Here is a 16701-nt window from a genome sequence, read left to right as displayed (position 1 = left end):
CCTTCAAGCATGTGGCAAATTTGTAGCAATGGTCTGTTGCGTTGATCGACGAACTGGCGGTCAGATTTCGGCCAGAAGCTGCCAGTCTGATCGATAAATACACACGCCCTCTTTTCCACCTATTCCATTGGAGACTTACCTACCGATGCATGGCACAAGCCGCTGTGTAGCCATGCTGAGTGCCTAGCAGTTTCATTCTGGCGTGCGTTAGAGTCGCTTCTGCCAGGGGGCATGCCGTCTCGACCACCACCGCTGCGCCATGTGAAAGGAGAAAAATATTGAAGTGGATTAGTGCGCTTGAACTAGGGCAGTGGGCCGACACACTCCAAGGAAGAGATAAAGTGCCCGAACTGGTGGCTGACCTCATCTGGGCCTCCGCCTCCAAGGTGCGCCGGCTTCGTTTTCTGCACGGCGACATGGGGCAAGTTCGAGGCTTCGATGGCTATCTCGACGTCGATGCAACATCCCCGTTCGTACCCGACGGAAAGTCGATTTGGGAGTTCGGAACCAACGGTGCCGGTAAAACCAAGGCCGAAGGTGATTATAGTAAGCGCACCAAAGAGGTCACTCCTGAGGATCGTGCTGAGTGCACCTTAGTCATCATTTCGCCCAGGACCTGGGACACGCCACAGATAAAAGTTGAGGACTGGCTTGATGAAAAAAACAAGCTAGGTGAGTGGAAGCACGTCGTCTACCTTGATGGCCCGCTACTAGAGGATTGGCTGGCACAAAGCCCGGCTGTTGCCTCGCGGTGGGCACGGCATGCATTCAAGCGGGCCCCCCAACACGGCGTGCTCAGCACGGATGAATTCTGGGAGTCCTTTTCCCGCCGTTTCGATCCTGCCCTAGTCGAAGATGTTCTGCTTGCTGGACGCGAATCCCAGGCAGAGGACTTGCTTCGAGATCTGACACAGGGACGTGGGCGATTGGCATTTGCCGCAGACACTACAGATGAGGTGATCGCCTTTACGGTCGCTGCTATCCGCAAAGCACCTGAGCTAGTGCGCAAGCCGCTGGAAGCACGGACCTTGATCGTTGAGACGGAGGAAGCCGCTCGACACCTAGTTAACACGAGCAGTCTCATTTACTTGCCCCGACTAGCCGCGCGCAGCTGTGTTGGTATTCTGAAGGCTTCGGGACCAACAGTAATAAGCGCCGGAGCAGAGGACAAAAAGAACGATCATGTTGAGCTGGCACGCCCCACCAGTACTCAGCTTGGCAAAGCGTTCACCGGCATGGGCATGTCTGAAAGCGAAGGGTATGACGCTGCTCGTAGCTGTGGTCGCAGTCTGGCGGTCTTGGCTCGACAGAAGCCAAGTGGTACCGCCGAATTGCCCAAGTGGGTCGGCGATGCTGACGCACTGATACCTGCGATGCTGGCGGGTGCATGGGTCTGCGATATTGAACATGATCAACAAATCCTCAGCTCGCTCAGCCAGAAACCTTATGACGAGACCGAGGACGAACTGCTTAGATTCCTAGTCATGCAGGATTCGCCCATCGAGCGCGTTGAGAATTTGTGGGCCACAAAAGCCCCGGTTGATGCATTTCTGCACCTTGCCCACCGGGTTGGGCGCCGGCACCTTGAACAGTTTAGAGCGGCTTTGCTCGCCGTTTTCCAGACCGCTGTAGCGTCGCATAAACCTCCCACTGCAGACGAACCCTTCGTGCTTCGCAGCAAGAACGGCCAGGATAATTCTCATAGCGAACAGCTCAGAAACGGGCTGATGACAACGCTGCTACACATGGCCGTCCTGCATCGACATGCGGGTTTCACAGTGGCCGGTGGTAATCCGCAATCCTTTGTAGACGACTTGGTCAGATCGATTCCTGGTCTGTCGAGCGACTCTACGTTGATGGCCAGTCTGGGCCAGAATCTCGTGCTACTTGCAGAGGCATCTCCCGGCCCTTTTCTTGAGGCCCTCGAGCGCCAGCTTGAGGGCGCCTCGCCGAGCATATTGCCCATTTTCGACGAGCACCCTGGAATGCTGACGCCTGTCACATACCACTGCGGGCTATTGTGGGCGCTGGAAGTGATCGCTTGGGATGCCAGCTACTTTGAGCGGGCAGTGCTGTGCCTTGCCAAGCTTGCGGCGATCGACCCTGGCGGCAAGTTAAGTAACCGCCCCATCAACAGCCTACGCGCCATCTTCCTCTCTTGGGCACCGGGCACTTCTGTGAGGACGAAGCGTCGGTTGGCCGTCTTGCAATCCACCGTGAATACTGTTCCGAGCATTGCTTGGCCGCTCCTCTCTAGCTTGCTTCCCAGTTTAGGGGATACCAGCTCACCAACCGAAAAGCCGAAATTTCGGGAGTATGGGCAGGATCACAGTGAAACCCTGACTTATGGTTTGGTCTGGGAGAGCGAGGCTAAGATCCTTGCGCTTGCGATCGAGTCTGCAGGTTCGCTGCCAGAGCGCTGGATGACCTTAATTAATTCATTCCAAAGTTTCCAGCTGGATTCATTCGAGTCTGCCGTCGAGCGGCTCGGTGAGGTGTTGAGCGTCGCCGACGCTGATAATCGAACGCAAATTTGGAAGGCCTTGAACGTGCAGGTCAAGCATCACCAGAAGTATTCGAGCGCAAATTGGGCGATGTCCACGGAGCGGATTGAACGCTTGATGCCGCTGATCGACCTGTACGCACCCGATACGCCTGTTGAAAAGCATACTTGGTTGTTCGATGACTGGACGCCCCCTGTAGACGGCTTGGATGACGAGGGTGCCGATTTTGTCCAGCTCGTTGAAAACGCCCGCTTGCAGGCTATGAAGGCGGTGCATGAGACGCTAGGCGTTCAGGGCGTCCTGCAGTTGGCAGGACGCGCTAAGATTTCGCACTTCGTAATTTACTCCGCGTTGCGTCTTGAGCTGTCCTATGACGAGCGCATTGCGTTGTTTACAGGCCTGCTCGCGAGTGCCGTGCAGGAGCGCGAGCTCGCAGCTGGAGCAGTTATGGCGGATGGGATCGTACGCTTCGAGGAGAGGTGGAAAGAGGAGGCGCGTTCGGCGCTTCGGGGCAGTAGCCTGCCTTCTGATTGTGTAGCGAGGGTGATCGAGGGTATCCCAGAGGATAGGCAAACATGGTTGTACGTCGAATCCTTCGGCGATGAAGTAGCGCGAGCTTACTGGTCTGAAAAATCACCATACCCCCTCGAAGTGAGCACCGATGAGCTGCTCTATGCAGTGGGAAAATACCGAGAGGTGGGACGTCCTGTTGCCGCCTTGAGCGCCGCATCTCGTAGACTCGGTGAAATTCCGACAGAAGAAGTCGTGTCGCTGTTGATGGAAGGCGTTGCAGAGCAGAACGCCAAGGCTGGTGCTCGACTGGCCACAGGTTTCTTTGACATTGAAAAGGTAATCGGGGAGTTGGCCGAGCGACCGGACATGACGCTGGAACAAATAGCGAGCCTGGAGTTTGCCTACCTACCCATGCTGCGCCATGACCCCAAAGCTTTGCATCGAATGCTGCTTGAGCAGCCGAGCTTCTTCATGCAACTGGTATGTCTGGTTTTCAGGGCCAAGGGAGCAGAGCCGGCAGAGGCCTCAGAATTGCAGAAGAGCCGTGCCACTAATGCGTATCAATTGCTGAAAAGCTTGAAGTCCCTACCAGGTCAGACGGATCAAGAGATTAATCAGGATGCCTTGCTGGCGTGGTGTCTTGAGCTCCGATGCCTGGCAGCGGAACAGAATCGTCAAGACATCACCGATCAACTGATAGGCCAAGTACTGGCGCACGCGCCAATGAGCCCTACGGATGGAGCCTGGCCACACGAAGCCGTTCGGCATGCCATCGAGGAGATCGCTTCATCGCATGTAGAACTTGGAATTCGCATTGAAAGGGTCAACATGCGAGGCGTGTTCTGCAAAGCGTTCGGAGAGGGTGGTGACCAAGAGCGATGCTTGGCTCAACAAGCACAAGAATGGGCGCAGGCGTCGTTGGACTTCGTACGTACCCACGCAATGCTCGAGCTTATTGCGCAGTCGTGGCGGGAAGATGCTGAACGTGCAGACACGATGGCCGCGCAGGAAGCGCTGCGTCATTGATCCGCGGTCTGCGCTTTGCCAGGATTGATCAAGAGCCAGTTATTTGTTCCTGATAAATCCCAGCTATAGCGGATTGCTTTATCGGTTATCACTCGCTGCAGGATATAGCTCGACAGTACGTCTGTTACCGCTCAGCCAAACAACGGTTTCAACCAGATTATCTAGAAAGAACGTCGTTCATTGAGCATGTGACCACCTGCCAAGGGATAGAGCAGGTGATCACTGCCGCGGTTTCGCTGCTCATCGGACGAATCACTCAAATGACAGCTTCTAGCCGATTGCTGCAGGTGACAACGGACAGAAATTGGCCAAGAGCAGCCATAGCGCATTTGAAAAATTGGATACAGTTCTCTATTTGGATATTGCAGACTGCTGCGCAGTATCGCGTTTGATGCGGATCACCTCTAACATCTGCTCATGCAGTTTGACTGCTCCCTGACTCGTTATCACCCCGCAGCATTGCAGTGTGACGATTTGGCCTTCCAAGATTCCGTGAAAGCGGTGGTACATCGCATCTTCAGGGCTAGTCTTGGAGAAATTCTCCAGATTCCTAGCGAACCGGGCCAGTCCGCTAACTTTGAGGCTGTTGTCTGCCATGAACTCACTTTCCTATGTGATGTTCCTAAAACGGTATTGAGTCATCCCAAGCTGGCACTGTAGCTTGTTGAAGACTCTTCGTCTTGATCCGTGCTTCAAGTGACTTGATGAATCGGATGGATGAGGCCACATGATTAAATACGAGCAAGCTCTCATCGTAGTTTAGAATGGGATTGTCATGGGCTAAACTCTTGTTGTTCCTCACATCATTGAAGGCTTCGAGCACAGAAATAGAGGATCTGAGTATACGATCAGTCATGACTGACTCAAGATGGCCGCTTCCGCGCAGGGCTTTCACATACTCGCCGAAGACACTGTGCAGAGGTTTGTCACGGCTAATCGTGATGCCATGCAGCTCACAGGTGACCCGCATGAACTTGTTGACGAAGGTGTGTAGGCGATCAAGCCCGCCCTCGGGCTGGTTCCTCTCGATTGCCTCGCGTACATGTTGAGCCACCACTTCGAAGTCACGCTCATCTGCAATGGCGGTCAGAGCATCCAGATCGGTGACCGGCCCGTCGCTGAGTAAGCGCTGTACGATCTTACGACAGTCATCGACAAGCAGCGGGTTGCTGTCGCCCAGGCTGTCACTCTGCACGCCATAGGCAATGAGCCCTTCAAGCACCTTGCCAACCGTGTGGTTCGAATCGATTTCCCAGAAGGTCCGCATCCTCTTGGCCTTGGAGTATCCCCCAATCCGAAACTGGGGCGCATCGATATCGACCCTAAAGTCGATGAAGAACTCCGCATAGGTGCGATCCGAGAAGTCCAGAACATAGCCATTTCCCATACCTAACAGCTTTTCGAGCTTGCGCCGCTCGAACGCACCGATCTCGGCCATTGCGCCTCCCCTACCCTCTCAGAGGAACCTTTTTGAGCTCTACCATTGCGGCTTGATACCCATCGTGCGGATAGCAAGGCCAGTCTGATGGCATACAGAAACCTTTCCGCGGGTGTCTTTCGTTAAATAGGGCATGCCATTCATTCCCGCGCTCGAATACCCAACCGCTGAGACCGGTTCCTTCAAACTGATCATGGGTTATGTCAATTAGGGACTCGCCCACCTCAAACCAAGCATGAGATTGCCCTTGCCCCAAATAGGGATGATATTGCCCGCAAACGTAGACACCATCGTAGCCAAACTCTTCTTTCAGAAGTCGCCCAAGTATATCGGAAGCAGGTCCGCATGCAGCCCTGGGAAACCCATGAAAGACGGAGCCGTTATTACAGGACAACTTCAGGAGACCTCGACGACAGGCGGACGCCACAAGTTCGAGCCGTTCCCGATCCACCTCCATATTTACCTCGATCTATTTAGCTGAGCATAAAGATAAGCACCAGCCGCTTCACAAATTCACCTTAGCTAGGTCTCGCCAGAGACCTGCAATTTTACCCTTTTATCAAGCCATTTTATTAATTTAACTGAAAATTAGCACCAACACATGGGCATCACAGCTTTCAGATTGTAATTGTGTTTTCCAATGTCACTTCGACAGGTTGAAGCACCTGATACTTCTGCCTGATTAAGTTATAGATATCAGGAATCTCGTCAGCCTGAACGCTAATAATCAGCGCGTAGTTGACGTCCGGCGCCGAGCTTGGTGGAACGCCACGGCTGCTCTCGCGTGCGTGATACTCGATATCGAAGACCGGACCAATCAGGGAGTCCTCGCCGTCAAAACTCCTGTCCCGATGCAAACAAGTTTCCCACTTGTGCGCATCATCCCGATACTGCCTTTCAGTCATTTTGTACTGGGAGCCGCGACCAAAGAAGTCTTTGCTTGTTTCGATGCCAGCACCAGCCTTTGGGCGAAAAACCACCCCCATCCCAGAGCGCGTGTAGTTGATAGTGTGCTCTGGGTCGGTATGTGCCTGGATGCAAAATGTGGCTTTAATCTTCGCTTTGCTCGTAATTGGAATATCTGGGAAGGGAATAGGACAGCGGAGATATTGCCCCTTTTCCAACTGACCCTGAAAAATAATGGTTGCACAGCCGTCCTCGCACTCAAGAAGAGCAAGTGCATCCTCTTGGAACCGACCCCAGCCAATTTCGTTGCGGCTGATCTTGCGTTTGTACTCGGCATGGTGAATGAGTAAAGCCTTGAGAGCGATAGCAGTCATCTCATAGGACGTCGAACTGGCAATTCCCGCTGCGGTCCTCAGCGTCAGCGGAGCTGAATAGCTGGTCCCCTGAACACCTACGGCGCTTCCGAGAAGAGGGTTGAATACCTTGAAGGGTTCGGAGTCAGAGCCACCAAAGGCAATTCCGTCGGGCTTTACGTAGCCAGGGCTTCTTCCGGGGCCAATACAGCTGTATTCAGCTCGTTTCCATCTGGCGCAGCTGGTGTCTGCAGCTCCTATCGCCAGCGCATTCACCATGTCCCCTGGTGGTTGAATCCTGTTAGCTCCGTCTACTTCACCATCATTACCAACCGCGACAGTAGCCAGAATGCCGTGGCGCGAGCAAACCTGGTCAAGCGTTGCGGTCCAGGCATGCACCTCTTCATCATTGATCTGCATACGAGGGCCAAGGCTCAGGTTGGCAAACTTGTATTCACCAGAATCCAGCGCATCCCTAATCTTGATCAGCACGTCGAAAAGGTCGGGATCTCGGCCAGAGATAGGCGACAGCACGCGGTAGTGATGAACATTCATATAGGGGCGTTTGAGCTCATCAGCTTTAGAACCGAGCCTGCCAAAAAGAAAGGTCGACGTGACTTCGTTACCATGCATAAGCAGTTGGCCATTTGTCTCGTCTGTATCTTCGTAATAGTACTCGGTCGCCCATCTGGACAAATCCGTTGTGCCTAGGCCGCCATCAAAGATCGCTACAGCTCTGTCTGGAGCGATAGCAGCTTGGTTGGGCAGCGTCGTGCTGTAGTTAAGTAATGTAGAGCGAGCCATGGAGGGATGCGCGACGCGGAGCTCCGGCATAGGCCTCGCTACCCGCAGGAAGGTATGACTGGCAATCGCTACCATAGCCTCGGAGGACGCATAGACTGGTATGAAGGTGAGCCCTCCAACCTTAATTCTCCGCTTAAGATCGGCTTTGCCTGAGTGAGCTCTCACAAATTCGGCGAAAGATGCAACGATGTCTTCCTCATCGGCCCCAGCATGCAGAGCGACCTCAAAGGCGTGTGTTCCGTCATCTTGTGGAAGCTGACCCCTAATTTTGCTTTCGTTGTTAATCCAGCGAACTGACTCAATTTCCTTTAACTCTTTCTCCAGCGTACTGGGGATGGAGCTTGCTCTGAGTAGGCTACGCAGGTTGGCTACAGCGCTTTCAGTTCCGGCAATGAAGAGGGTGGCGGTAGCCTGGGTCTTCCCGGCGTCGCGAATATCCGTAACCCTCCTTGGAATAATCGATGTCTCTTTGCTCCCGACGTCACGAAGCCCGGCTTTTTTGAGAATATTTTTGGGAAAATAGGATCTACCCAAAAAAGCGGGATGTAGAGTTAGCTCAAACACACCCTCCCCGCGCGGCTTGGCTGATTTCGGAAGGGCGGAAAGAGAGTGCTGAACCTGCTCAAGAGAAGCAGAGATTTCGGAGCGGACCTCCTCAATAGTGTAAGGGAATTTCTTTGGCCCTGAGCCGCGCTTGATAGTTTGCGCTGTTGTCAGCGCCTCGCCCTTCCCTAGAAGCAGATTCCGCTCAGGCATTGGTACTCTCCTTGAATTCCTTTAATACCTTTCCAACAGTGGGGTGGGATACGCTCAGCTCGCTAGCGATTTTTCGCTGAGATAAACCTTGCAAAGAGAGCTGGACGATCTTCATGTCTCTGGTGCTGTGCGCCGACTCGCTAGAGGCGAGATTTTTGAGAGAGATATCAATAATAGTGCCATTGATTGATCGCTGATCCAGAACAGCCCTTTTCTTGGCAGTAAGAACGATTCTGTTGATGTCTGAATACGAACATCCCAGCAGATGGGCAGCCAACTGTTGAGCAATTTTGGGAGACACCTGTGCATCAGTTAGAAGCCTCTCAATCAGTTGGACAGGGGGGTTCTCAAAGCGAATCGTTGCTTCAAACCTCCTCCAAGCCGCCGGGTCTAGCATGGCCGGGTGGTTTGTAGCGGCTATCAGGACTGACGTTGAAGGCCACTCGTCGATGGCCTGGAGCAGAACGTTAACCAGCCGCTTGAGCTCACCAACGTCTTTTTCATCATCTCGCCTTTTGGCAATCGCATCGAATTCATCCAAGAACAGAATGCAGGGAATGGTCTTGGCATGCTCGATTACCGCTTTGATGTTCGTCCCCGTCTTGCCAAGCAAGCTCGACATCACTGACGCGAGGTCGAGAGTGAAAATGGGGAGATTGAGTTTGCTGGCGATCCAATGTGCCGCCAGTGTTTTACCGACGCCTGGCGGGCCGGTAAAAATCATGGAGCGTATAGGCTCAAGTCCTGCTGTTAGGAGCTCATTTTGACTTTGTCGCTCTTGAATAATTTCAAGCAGCTGTTGCTCGATGGCACTTTCCCACTTGGGCTCGAACTCAAGTAGAACGCCTGCTCCCTCTTTTAAAAGGCTATGGCGAGAGTCCGAATCTACTGGCGTGGCTATGCGAGGTGCACCTCGCGTTCCGCTGTCGGTAGCGAGTAGCTCGGCCAGGCGGGAGGCAAGAACTGGCTGAGTCTTTTTAAGCTTGCTCACGATCTGGCGACCTATGAGAGCAAAGGCTGCCGCATTGCCTCGAATCCCTTGCCGGTAAAGCGATTCGAGGTCTTTATCAGATATCGTTACCACTATAAACCCCGGTAATTATGAGCTTTTTTCGGTATGGTAAGTTAACCGACTGAAAAATTACCATAAATTTACCATCCTTTCCATTCTCTTGAGAGAAGGGTCGCGGTTGCAACAAGCTCGCAGAGCAACTCGCACACACTAAACCTCGTCGATACCTATGCATTGCCAACTGAATGTTCACTTGGAAGCGATAGAAGCCTTCTTCGGGCGTACGCTTTCGGGCTGATACGGCCCTTGCAGAGAGGCCGCTACCGGCCGAAAACAGCCAATCATGACCGGAGCTTCAGATCCTAACGGAAGGAGCTCAAAGACCCCTTCACTCACCCACGAACCCCAATTACTTCCTCCCAGCGTGTTGTATAACGCGGGCTCAACATGTCCCGCCGCATCGCCCAGGCCGGTGCAGCCGGCACCCGCCCAATATGCAACGTGCCGCGCCCCTCCCGCTGGTTGATCTGGTCCACCACCTCCATCAGCCGTTCCGCCCCACGCCGTGGCTGCGGCGCAAACAGGTCCGGCGTCACCTCCCCGGGCTGGCACAGGTCCATCAGCAGGATGGAGCACTTCGAGAAGCGGTAACCGGGTCGATAAATCTCACCGAGCCCGCGCTGCGCGAGCGCGAGAATCTCTCGCGTGTCGTTGGTGGGCGCGGGCAATGCCAGGGTGATGGTTTCGCAGAAGCGCGGCCCTTCCCTTTCGGCGAGCTGCGTCTGCAGGCCTACCTGAATCGTCTGGCATAGCGAACCTTGGGCGCGCAGTTTCTCGGCGGCGCGGCTCACATAGGCGGCCAGGGCTTCGCGGATCGGTGCTAGCTCGGTCTGGCGCACGCCGAACATCTTGCTCGAGCAGATGGCCTCCTTCGGCGGCGGGCCCTGGGTGAAACCGATGCAGCTCACGCCGAGCAGCTCGCGCGCGGTGCGCTCCATGGTGACGCCGAAGGTCTTGCGCAGGGTGCCGATGTCGAAGTTCGCCAGCTCCCAGGCGCTGTTGATGCGCAGCGCGGCCAGCTTCGCCGCCGAGCGGTGGCCAATGCCCCATACCTCGCTGATGGGGGCCAGGCGCAGCAGCCGCTCCTGGCGGGCCGGGTCGGTGAGATCGAGCACGCCGCCGGTGGCTTTCCACTTTTTCGCCGCCCAGTTGGCGAGCTTGGCCAGGGTCTTGGTGGTGCTGATGCCGATGCCCACGGGCATGCCGATCTCGCGCGCCAGGCGCTGGCGGATGGCGCGACCATGCGCCTCGAGGTCGGCGATGCCGGTCATGTCGCCCCAGGCTTCGTCTATGGAGTAGACCTCGATGCCGGGCAGCATCTCGGCCATCACCCGCATCACCCGGTTGCTGATGTCGGCGTACAGCGTGTAGTTGCTCGAGCGCGCCACCACGCCGCTGCGGCGCATCTGCTCGCGCACCTGGTAGAACGGCGCGCCCATGGCGATGCCCAGCTCCTTGGCCTCGGCGGAACGGGCGATGACACAGCCGTCGTTGTTGGAAAGCACAACCACCGGCCGGCGCTTGAGCTCCGGCTGGCCGATGCGTTCGCAGCTGCAATAGAAGGAGTTGCAGTCGATGAGGGCGAAGATCCGCTGGCCGCTCATGGGGCCACGTGGCTGACCACCCAGGTCACCACGCCCCAGATCTCGATGGGCTCGTCGCCGTCGAGCTGGATGTCATGGACGTGCGTCTCGGCGGCGCGCAGCCAGCGGCCGCCGAACATGTCCTTCACCACCAGGCGCACCCGGTAACCCTCCCCGCCCAGGTCCACCACCACGAGCCGGTCATCCACATGGCTGGCCGCGCGGTTGACGATAAGGCGGTCGCCCTGGAAGACGCCGAAGCCCTCTAGCGAGCCATCCAGCACCCGCACGCCCCAGATGTGCGGCGCACCCAGACCGGTGAGGCGGTCGAGGGAAAGGCCCTCCTCCTTCTCGTCTTCGGCAGGGGATTGAAAGCCGGTGATCCGTAGATCAGCGGCCTCGGCTAGCAGGCGTTCCCGCAGGCGCTGGCCCCGGGCAAGGATCGAAAGCGACATCTCACACACTCGCGAATACTGGATATAGATACAGTATTTTTCAGGTTCCCTGATCGGTCAATCCGTCAGCCGACGGGAGGAAGGCCGTCAGCCTGTCCTACGCTGAAGCCTGACACCCAAAACCGGAGGCGCGTATGTGCGGCGGCGTTGAAGCCAGAGAGGCGGACAAGGTGTGGAAGATCTACTTCCCCAACCCCAAAGCAGCGATTCCGGTGCAGCTCGATGGCGGCAGCCAGATCGACTGGATCGGCTGGGGCCGCCGCGAAGGCCAGCCCGGCACCGGCCCCCAGGGCGGCTGGGCCAGGCTCAGCACCGTGCAGGCCGGCGGCTGGGCGAAGTACCAGCCCCGCCGCGCCTTCGGCCTGGTACAGCGATTCATGGAGAAGGAAGGCCACAAGGGCGAGAAGAACCGGCCGTCATACTGGTTCGATGTGCCTGAGGGCCAGGCCCTGGAGTGCGTGGTGATTGGCGAGGGAGAGGATCGGCGGGTGTATGTGGTGACCACCGATCCGCCTGAGGAGTACAGCTGGATTCATGATCGGTGGCCGTTGCTCACGGATCGGTGATCTGGGATTTCCGTTAAACGGCAACGGCATGCCCAAGTTCAAATGACGTTGCGGTCGCTCTTTTAATGGTTATCTTGATGCTTTGCTGTTCGGGCTGATGTGCCAGTGTTACTGAAGGGGTTGATGTAATCGTTGCATTAACCGTGCATACGCAGGCTTTGGGAAATTGAACCGTTACATTGCTTGAGCTACCAATGCCTATGTTCGCTGTAACAGCAGCTATGGCAATGGTTGTAAGTGCCGTATCGAAATCAATGATTTCGAGATTGATTACTGTGTTTGAGTTGCTGCCGTCCGTGTAACGCTTCTTCCAGAGCTTGATCTTCTCTTTGTCCTCTGTGCTTGTAAAGCTGCCTCTTCCAGGTCCGCTTATCATGATGCGCTTTGTTGCCCGATTTTCCATCTTTGAGGTTGCGGTTCCTTTCTTGGCAGTCAATAAAAAGTGCCTACGAAAGGAGTTATTGGGGAAGATTAGAGAGATAGGCGTGTTGCTGACATTCTTAATGAATGTCTGCTTTTTGAGTTGATGGTTTTCTGTGTCGCGTTGAACGTCGCTCTCCGGCATGGCTGTCTCCTTCCGTGGGTGTTACGTAATGCCTGTGAGAGTTTAGCGGCTCTGTGCCAATCGTCCATCCAGTGGATGTGGGCCGGTTGGTGGTACAACAAAAAGCCCCGTGTAGGCGGGGCTTTTCATTCAGGATTTATGTGCAAGGGCAGGACAGAGAGAGTCTCCTTTTCTAGGGACGACTCCACCCTCCCACCTGAAAGTGGGAGGGTGGAGTACCTGGGCCCTTGAGGCCGTAGCAGCGAAGGTCGCTACGCCTGAATGGCTGCTCAGCTTTTCTTGTGCTTCTCGTAAATCTTAAGTGTTGATATCAAGGAGCCCACGGGATCTATATCCTTCCCCTTGTAGTTGTCACCCTTGTCAACGATGGTTCGTCCGTGTGCGAAGAAATCTACTGGGTATCCAGAGAACTCACAGAGGACACGCATGAAAGACCTGCAATATCGATAGCTACCTATAGCATGGGATAGGCTGTCTCCAAGTGCATGAAGCTGAATGACTTTATTTTCCAAGGTTGTCTCTATTTTCAGACTGGACCCTTTAAGGTCTTTATATATTTCAGGTAAAACAAGAATTTCGGCAATTTTATTTAAGTTTAAGCATAACTTTGAATAGTTGTGTGCGGCGGCGGCCTTAGCTGAGACATCAGAGAAGGTTCGGTAGTTGATAAGCCGATGTATTCGCTCTCTTGAGACTTTCAGTCGTAGAATGCATCGCTTGAAGCGGTGCGGGTTAACTGGAGGAATGCCTGCGCCTGGTTGCTCCGATAAGAAGAATTTGATGTGGAGCCTCGGGTGCGCCTTGAATTTTCCAACTACTTCGCCTGGGTATGTCGCTTCATCAATGTAGTCGAAGTAGTCGATCAGAGCTTTTCTGTGCGCGTAGAAGGCATCGATATTGTTTTTGTTTCTTGTGAGATCAATTTGCGTACCCGTGTTGCGAATCTGAACGGCTGTCTGCTTGGTGCCGTGTAGGCGGGATATCAAGGCTGCCAGAGGAATGGATATAGACAAAAGTGCTAGAGGCAAGGTGCTTATGGTGAGGAAATGTCTAAACCCGTCAGAGGTCAGCGAGACGTGATGGCCACGCCAGCCTAGAAAGCCAAATACAAAAAAATAGATTACTGGAATGGAAACCCAAAAGACGAAAGGCCCTTGGGCGGTCAACCCGTATTCGGGCTGAAAGCTGAATATGGATAGTTTTTCATTGCGGGTGCGTTGTATGAGGAAAGTGATGAGAAAAGAGATGACAGGAGCGGACAAGATGCAAAAAACCAGTTTTTGGTATTCTTCCATGAACTTACCTTCTGTATGAGTGGGGAGAAAGCCAATTGTTATTGATGTTTGGCCCCCTCTACTTGAGTAGGCCTACCAAGCTAAAGAGTTACTTCATATTCATATCGGGCAGTAGGCTTTCTGCTGCTCGCTACAACTCATCTACAGCGCTTGCTGATCAAACTCCAAGGGTACGGTGACCTTCGGCTTCCTCTCGCGGACCTTTGCCGCATCGCCGTTTGGGCACTTGAAGGTCTTGAACAGGTATCCCTTTTCTTCGTCAGGAATTGCGATCGCCAGTCGCTCGTAACCGAGAGGGGCAAATACGCTGCCTGTGGGTTGATCGCCGGCACATTGGCTGTCTTTCAAGTGAAACGAGGCGAATGCAATGAGCTTGCGTACGAATGGCTCGAAAGCCGGGTTTCTGCTTGTGTAGTCCACCAGGTTAAGGGGGCTGACGCTGCTGAAGGCCAGGCCAGCGAAAAGGATGAGAGTGACAGAAAGTGGAGGGGGCTGTGGAGTCTGGTGCGTGCTCGGGCTCAAGCACAACACCGCTTCGGCGGACACTTTCTTGGGTGCCATTGCCCACATGGTAACCGCCATCAAAAAGTAGGGAATCAGTGTTAGCAGGCTTATCAACGTGACCCACACAAAGACCGTCACGATAGCCAGCACTCCAGTCTTGGCTGCAGGAAGGTCGGATGGGGCAATGCGTGTGTAGTTGAGGAAAACGCTATCGGTATAGACGTTGGACAGCCATACGGCGATGAATACCAGCAGCGCGAAAAGCAGTTTGGCTATTCGGGTGGCTGAGTATTTGACGATGAGCTTTTGGAAGCGAAGGTAGAACAGGCGCGCCGTGCACACGTACATAGCCAGCGGCGCAATGATCAGTAGCCAGAAAGGAGCATCGCCCCCGCTGGCCTTATGCCCGGCCATGATGCCCATCACGCCCAGGAAGAAGACGATCCCCCCGGCGAGCAGTACCTTGGCGTCTAGGGCTCTGACACGAGCAGGTACACGGTTGATGAGATCTGGCACGAGGTGGTGTCTGATCAGTGTGCGGCAGAGCAGACCCAGCAAAACGGGCGCAATCACGTAGCCCATTACCAGCCAGTAGAAGACAACCATCGTTCGTCCTTGATGCGGTGGATAGCCCGAGTGGGGCGGCCAGCAGTATAGAGATGCCGCCGTGTCGCTGGAATGGGTGCCTACATCCGCTCGCTGCCTTCTCCTACCTCCAGCCGACAGCCAATCCAGGTTGATGAAATTACCCTTTAAGGGTAATTTTTATCGAGTCGAGGGTTGGATGGAAAAGCGCAAGCCTCACTACGACCTGGAGGTGGTCAAGGTCGATGTGGCGCGGCTCGGGGTGGCGGCCTTCACGCGCTCCGCGCTGGATGGCGGCAGGGCGCTGGGGCTGACCAGTGCGGAGATGCTGGCGATCGTCCAGGGGCTGAGCCGCCGGGTGTTCTACAAGTCGATGACCACCTATGCCGATAGCCGGCTGTGGCAGGACGTGTACCACCCCACCACGGACTGCGGAATCGAGCTGTATGTGAAGGTGACCTGCCGCCCCGAGGGGCCGCCGGTAATCTCCTTCAAGGAGCGGACATGAAGATGAAACGTGAATGCCTGTGCTGCGGTGCACCACAGGGCATGGCGCGCTTCGAGGGGCGCGCCCTCGAGGTGAGCTACCAGGACCTGAAACGCACGGTGCCCGGCCTGGCCGGGTGGGCATGCAGTGAGTGCGACGAGGTGGAGTTCGATACGGACAGCGCCCTGCGCTATGCGAAGGCGGGCGATGAGCTGATCGAGGACGCGCGCCAGGCGGTGGCAGAAGAAATGAAGCGCATGCGCAAGCGCCTGAACCGGACGCAAAAGCAGATGGTGGCCATCGCCGGCGGCGGGCACAACGCCTTCTCGCGCTACGAGCGAGCGGAGGTGGAACCGCCTCGTGCCCTATGGGTGCTGCTGACGCTGCTGGACCGCAACCCGAGCCTGATCCAGCAGGTGGAGCAGATAGCCGCGGAGGGGGCGGTGAAGCTCGACCACCTGGTGGCGGAGAAGGGCAAGGCCCGGTTGGAGTATTGAGAAAGGCGCCGTGAGGCGCCTTTCTCATTCCTGGTTCAGGGAACGGGCACGACTACCAACGGGGGATTGGGCGTTAGGCTCAAGGTCTGGATTACGCAGCTGCCGACAGGCTGGTTAGGGTTGATGATCAGCGTGTTCGCCGCATTCAACCAAACGGCGTTCAACGTCACAGGGCTGCTGCTGCAGGTGGTGCCTGCAACTGAGAACTTGACCCCTGAGATCGTGGCATTGGTGAGGCTCGTAGCCGTCCAGGTCCATGGTAGTCCCGATGCAGTGACGGATGCACACAATCCGCTTCCCGTTACGCTGACCGAATTGATCGTTGCGGTGTTGTTGCTATTGGTCACGCCGATGAACTCCACATTGCACGTCACGGCTGGCAGCAGCCCCGCCTTTATGACCAGCACACCCTTGGCGCTGAATGCCAGATTGGTAGGAGTGATGGTCAACGCCAATGCATTGAATGAAATTGCCGACAGTACGAAAAATATAAGTGCTCTTATCTTCACGTTCATGATTCTTCCCTGCTTGTGATTAAAGAAGCCATGCAGTGGCCTGCTTGAGAGGACGAAATAACGTCATTCAGGCTGCTTGCGATTGGCTTTGAAAAGCTAGTTCGTAGGCAAAAGACAGCTGCCGATCCAAAGGCGGGAGGAACCAAGTGACGACACGACAAAGCACTGGCTGCTGTGGGAAAAGAACTCACATCCACCATTAACGCGTAGCTGCGTGGCGGGTATGTGTGCTACCGCGGTATGGATAATGTCTGGCGTGTGCCGAAGTCGTGTACTT

Annotated in this window: 14 protein-coding genes; 4 read left to right on the top strand and 10 right to left on the bottom strand. The window is 55.2% G+C overall.

Annotated elements, in window-relative coordinates:
* The first annotated feature begins 341 nt into the window (after nucleotides 1-341).
* Entirely contained in the window at nucleotides 342-4043 is a 3702-nt protein-coding gene (locus WFQ67_RS22800) for a hypothetical protein (RefSeq protein WP_337058297.1), read from the top strand.
* Between the two features lie 351 nt (nucleotides 4044-4394).
* Here WFQ67_RS22800 and WFQ67_RS22795 read toward each other — a convergent pair whose 3' ends face one another.
* From WFQ67_RS22795 to WFQ67_RS22770, 6 genes are all read right to left on the bottom strand, one after another.
* Complete coding sequence (locus tag WFQ67_RS22795; RefSeq protein WP_337058296.1) at nucleotides 4395-4640, bottom strand: hypothetical protein; 246 nt, start codon at nucleotides 4638-4640, stop codon at nucleotides 4395-4397.
* A 25-nt stretch (nucleotides 4641-4665) separates the two neighbouring features.
* Nucleotides 4666-5481, bottom strand: coding sequence for an abortive infection family protein (locus WFQ67_RS22790; protein ID WP_337058295.1), 816 nt, complete (start codon nucleotides 5479-5481; stop codon nucleotides 4666-4668).
* A 617-nt stretch (nucleotides 5482-6098) separates the two neighbouring features.
* Nucleotides 6099-8300 carry a S8 family peptidase gene (locus tag WFQ67_RS22785; RefSeq protein WP_337058294.1) on the bottom strand — a complete coding sequence of 734 codons (2202 nt, stop codon included), beginning with the start codon at nucleotides 8298-8300 and terminating at the stop codon, nucleotides 6099-6101.
* Entirely contained in the window at nucleotides 8293-9291 is a 999-nt protein-coding gene (locus tag WFQ67_RS22780) for an AAA family ATPase (RefSeq protein ID WP_337058293.1), read from the bottom strand. The genes WFQ67_RS22785 and WFQ67_RS22780 overlap by 8 nt, the downstream gene beginning before the upstream one ends.
* Before the next feature lie 413 nt (nucleotides 9292-9704).
* Entirely contained in the window at nucleotides 9705-10976 is a 1272-nt protein-coding gene (gene umuC / locus WFQ67_RS22775) for a translesion error-prone DNA polymerase V subunit UmuC (RefSeq protein ID WP_337058292.1), read from the bottom strand.
* Nucleotides 10973-11410, bottom strand: coding sequence for a LexA family protein (locus WFQ67_RS22770; RefSeq protein ID WP_271105879.1), 438 nt, complete (start codon nucleotides 11408-11410; stop codon nucleotides 10973-10975). Before WFQ67_RS22770 ends, umuC begins: the two co-directional genes overlap by 4 nt.
* Before the next feature lie 134 nt (nucleotides 11411-11544).
* Between WFQ67_RS22770 and WFQ67_RS22765 the strand changes: the two genes are divergently transcribed.
* Entirely contained in the window at nucleotides 11545-11976 is a 432-nt protein-coding gene (locus WFQ67_RS22765) for a hypothetical protein (protein WP_337058291.1), read from the top strand.
* Nucleotides 11977-11989: 13 nt separating this feature from the next.
* On the opposite strand, the gene WFQ67_RS22760 is transcribed toward WFQ67_RS22765, so the two are convergent.
* The 3 genes from WFQ67_RS22760 to WFQ67_RS22750 form a co-directional block, all read right to left on the bottom strand.
* On the bottom strand, nucleotides 11990-12541 hold the full coding sequence (locus WFQ67_RS22760) for a hypothetical protein (RefSeq protein ID WP_337058290.1): 552 nt from the start codon (nucleotides 12539-12541) through the stop codon (nucleotides 11990-11992).
* Between the two features lie 269 nt (nucleotides 12542-12810).
* The gene (locus tag WFQ67_RS22755) at nucleotides 12811-13836 is read right to left on the bottom strand and encodes a hypothetical protein (protein WP_337058289.1); all 1026 of its coding nucleotides are present in this window, start codon (nucleotides 13834-13836) and stop codon (nucleotides 12811-12813) included.
* Between the two features lie 141 nt (nucleotides 13837-13977).
* Nucleotides 13978-14946 (bottom strand): hypothetical protein, encoded by a 969-nt coding sequence (locus tag WFQ67_RS22750; protein ID WP_337058288.1) that lies wholly within the window; start codon nucleotides 14944-14946, stop codon nucleotides 13978-13980.
* A 178-nt stretch (nucleotides 14947-15124) separates the two neighbouring features.
* Between WFQ67_RS22750 and WFQ67_RS22745 the strand changes: the two genes are divergently transcribed.
* Both WFQ67_RS22745 and WFQ67_RS22740 read left to right on the top strand, forming a co-directional pair.
* Nucleotides 15125-15433: a type II toxin-antitoxin system MqsR family toxin gene (locus WFQ67_RS22745; protein WP_337058287.1), complete on the top strand. Its 309-nt coding sequence runs from the start codon at nucleotides 15125-15127 to the stop codon at nucleotides 15431-15433.
* Nucleotides 15430-15909 (top strand): type II TA system antitoxin MqsA family protein, encoded by a 480-nt coding sequence (locus WFQ67_RS22740; protein WP_337058286.1) that lies wholly within the window; start codon nucleotides 15430-15432, stop codon nucleotides 15907-15909. Before WFQ67_RS22745 ends, WFQ67_RS22740 begins: the two co-directional genes overlap by 4 nt.
* A 35-nt stretch (nucleotides 15910-15944) precedes the next feature.
* Here WFQ67_RS22740 and praB read toward each other — a convergent pair whose 3' ends face one another.
* Nucleotides 15945-16424, bottom strand: coding sequence for an alkane oxidation protein activator PraB (gene praB, locus WFQ67_RS30500; RefSeq protein WP_373874015.1), 480 nt, complete (start codon nucleotides 16422-16424; stop codon nucleotides 15945-15947).
* Nucleotides 16425-16701 lie beyond the last annotated feature (277 nt).

Source organism: Pseudomonas sp. USHLN015 (genome assembly GCF_037153275.1).
Taxonomy (GTDB): Bacteria; Pseudomonadota; Gammaproteobacteria; order Pseudomonadales; family Pseudomonadaceae; genus Metapseudomonas; species Metapseudomonas tohonis.
The sequence above is the reverse complement of the archived record's forward strand: the minus strand, read 5'-3'. Positions and strand labels throughout refer to the sequence as shown.

What these genes read in the sequence shown, in the direction of transcription:
- WFQ67_RS22795 (WP_337058296.1), bottom strand. Translation starts at nt 4,640, where the DNA reads ATGGCAGACAACAGCCTCAAAGTTAGCGGACTGGCCCGGTTCGCTAGG.
- WFQ67_RS22790 (WP_337058295.1), bottom strand. Translation starts at nt 5,481, where the DNA reads ATGGCCGAGATCGGTGCGTTCGAGCGGCGCAAGCTCGAAAAGCTGTTA.
- WFQ67_RS22785 (WP_337058294.1), bottom strand. Translation starts at nt 8,300, where the DNA reads ATGCCTGAGCGGAATCTGCTTCTAGGGAAGGGCGAGGCGCTGACAACA.
- umuC (WP_337058292.1), bottom strand. Translation starts at nt 10,976, where the DNA reads ATGAGCGGCCAGCGGATCTTCGCCCTCATCGACTGCAACTCCTTCTAT.
- WFQ67_RS22770 (WP_271105879.1), bottom strand. Translation starts at nt 11,410, where the DNA reads ATGTCGCTTTCGATCCTTGCCCGGGGCCAGCGCCTGCGGGAACGCCTG.
- WFQ67_RS22765 (WP_337058291.1), top strand. Translation starts at nt 11,545, where the DNA reads ATGTGCGGCGGCGTTGAAGCCAGAGAGGCGGACAAGGTGTGGAAGATC.
- WFQ67_RS22760 (WP_337058290.1), bottom strand. Translation starts at nt 12,541, where the DNA reads ATGCCGGAGAGCGACGTTCAACGCGACACAGAAAACCATCAACTCAAA.
- WFQ67_RS22755 (WP_337058289.1), bottom strand. Translation starts at nt 13,836, where the DNA reads ATGGAAGAATACCAAAAACTGGTTTTTTGCATCTTGTCCGCTCCTGTC.
- WFQ67_RS22750 (WP_337058288.1), bottom strand. Translation starts at nt 14,946, where the DNA reads ATGGTTGTCTTCTACTGGCTGGTAATGGGCTACGTGATTGCGCCCGTT.
- WFQ67_RS22745 (WP_337058287.1), top strand. Translation starts at nt 15,125, where the DNA reads ATGGAAAAGCGCAAGCCTCACTACGACCTGGAGGTGGTCAAGGTCGAT.
- WFQ67_RS22740 (WP_337058286.1), top strand. Translation starts at nt 15,430, where the DNA reads ATGAAGATGAAACGTGAATGCCTGTGCTGCGGTGCACCACAGGGCATG.
- praB (WP_373874015.1), bottom strand. Translation starts at nt 16,424, where the DNA reads ATGAACGTGAAGATAAGAGCACTTATATTTTTCGTACTGTCGGCAATT.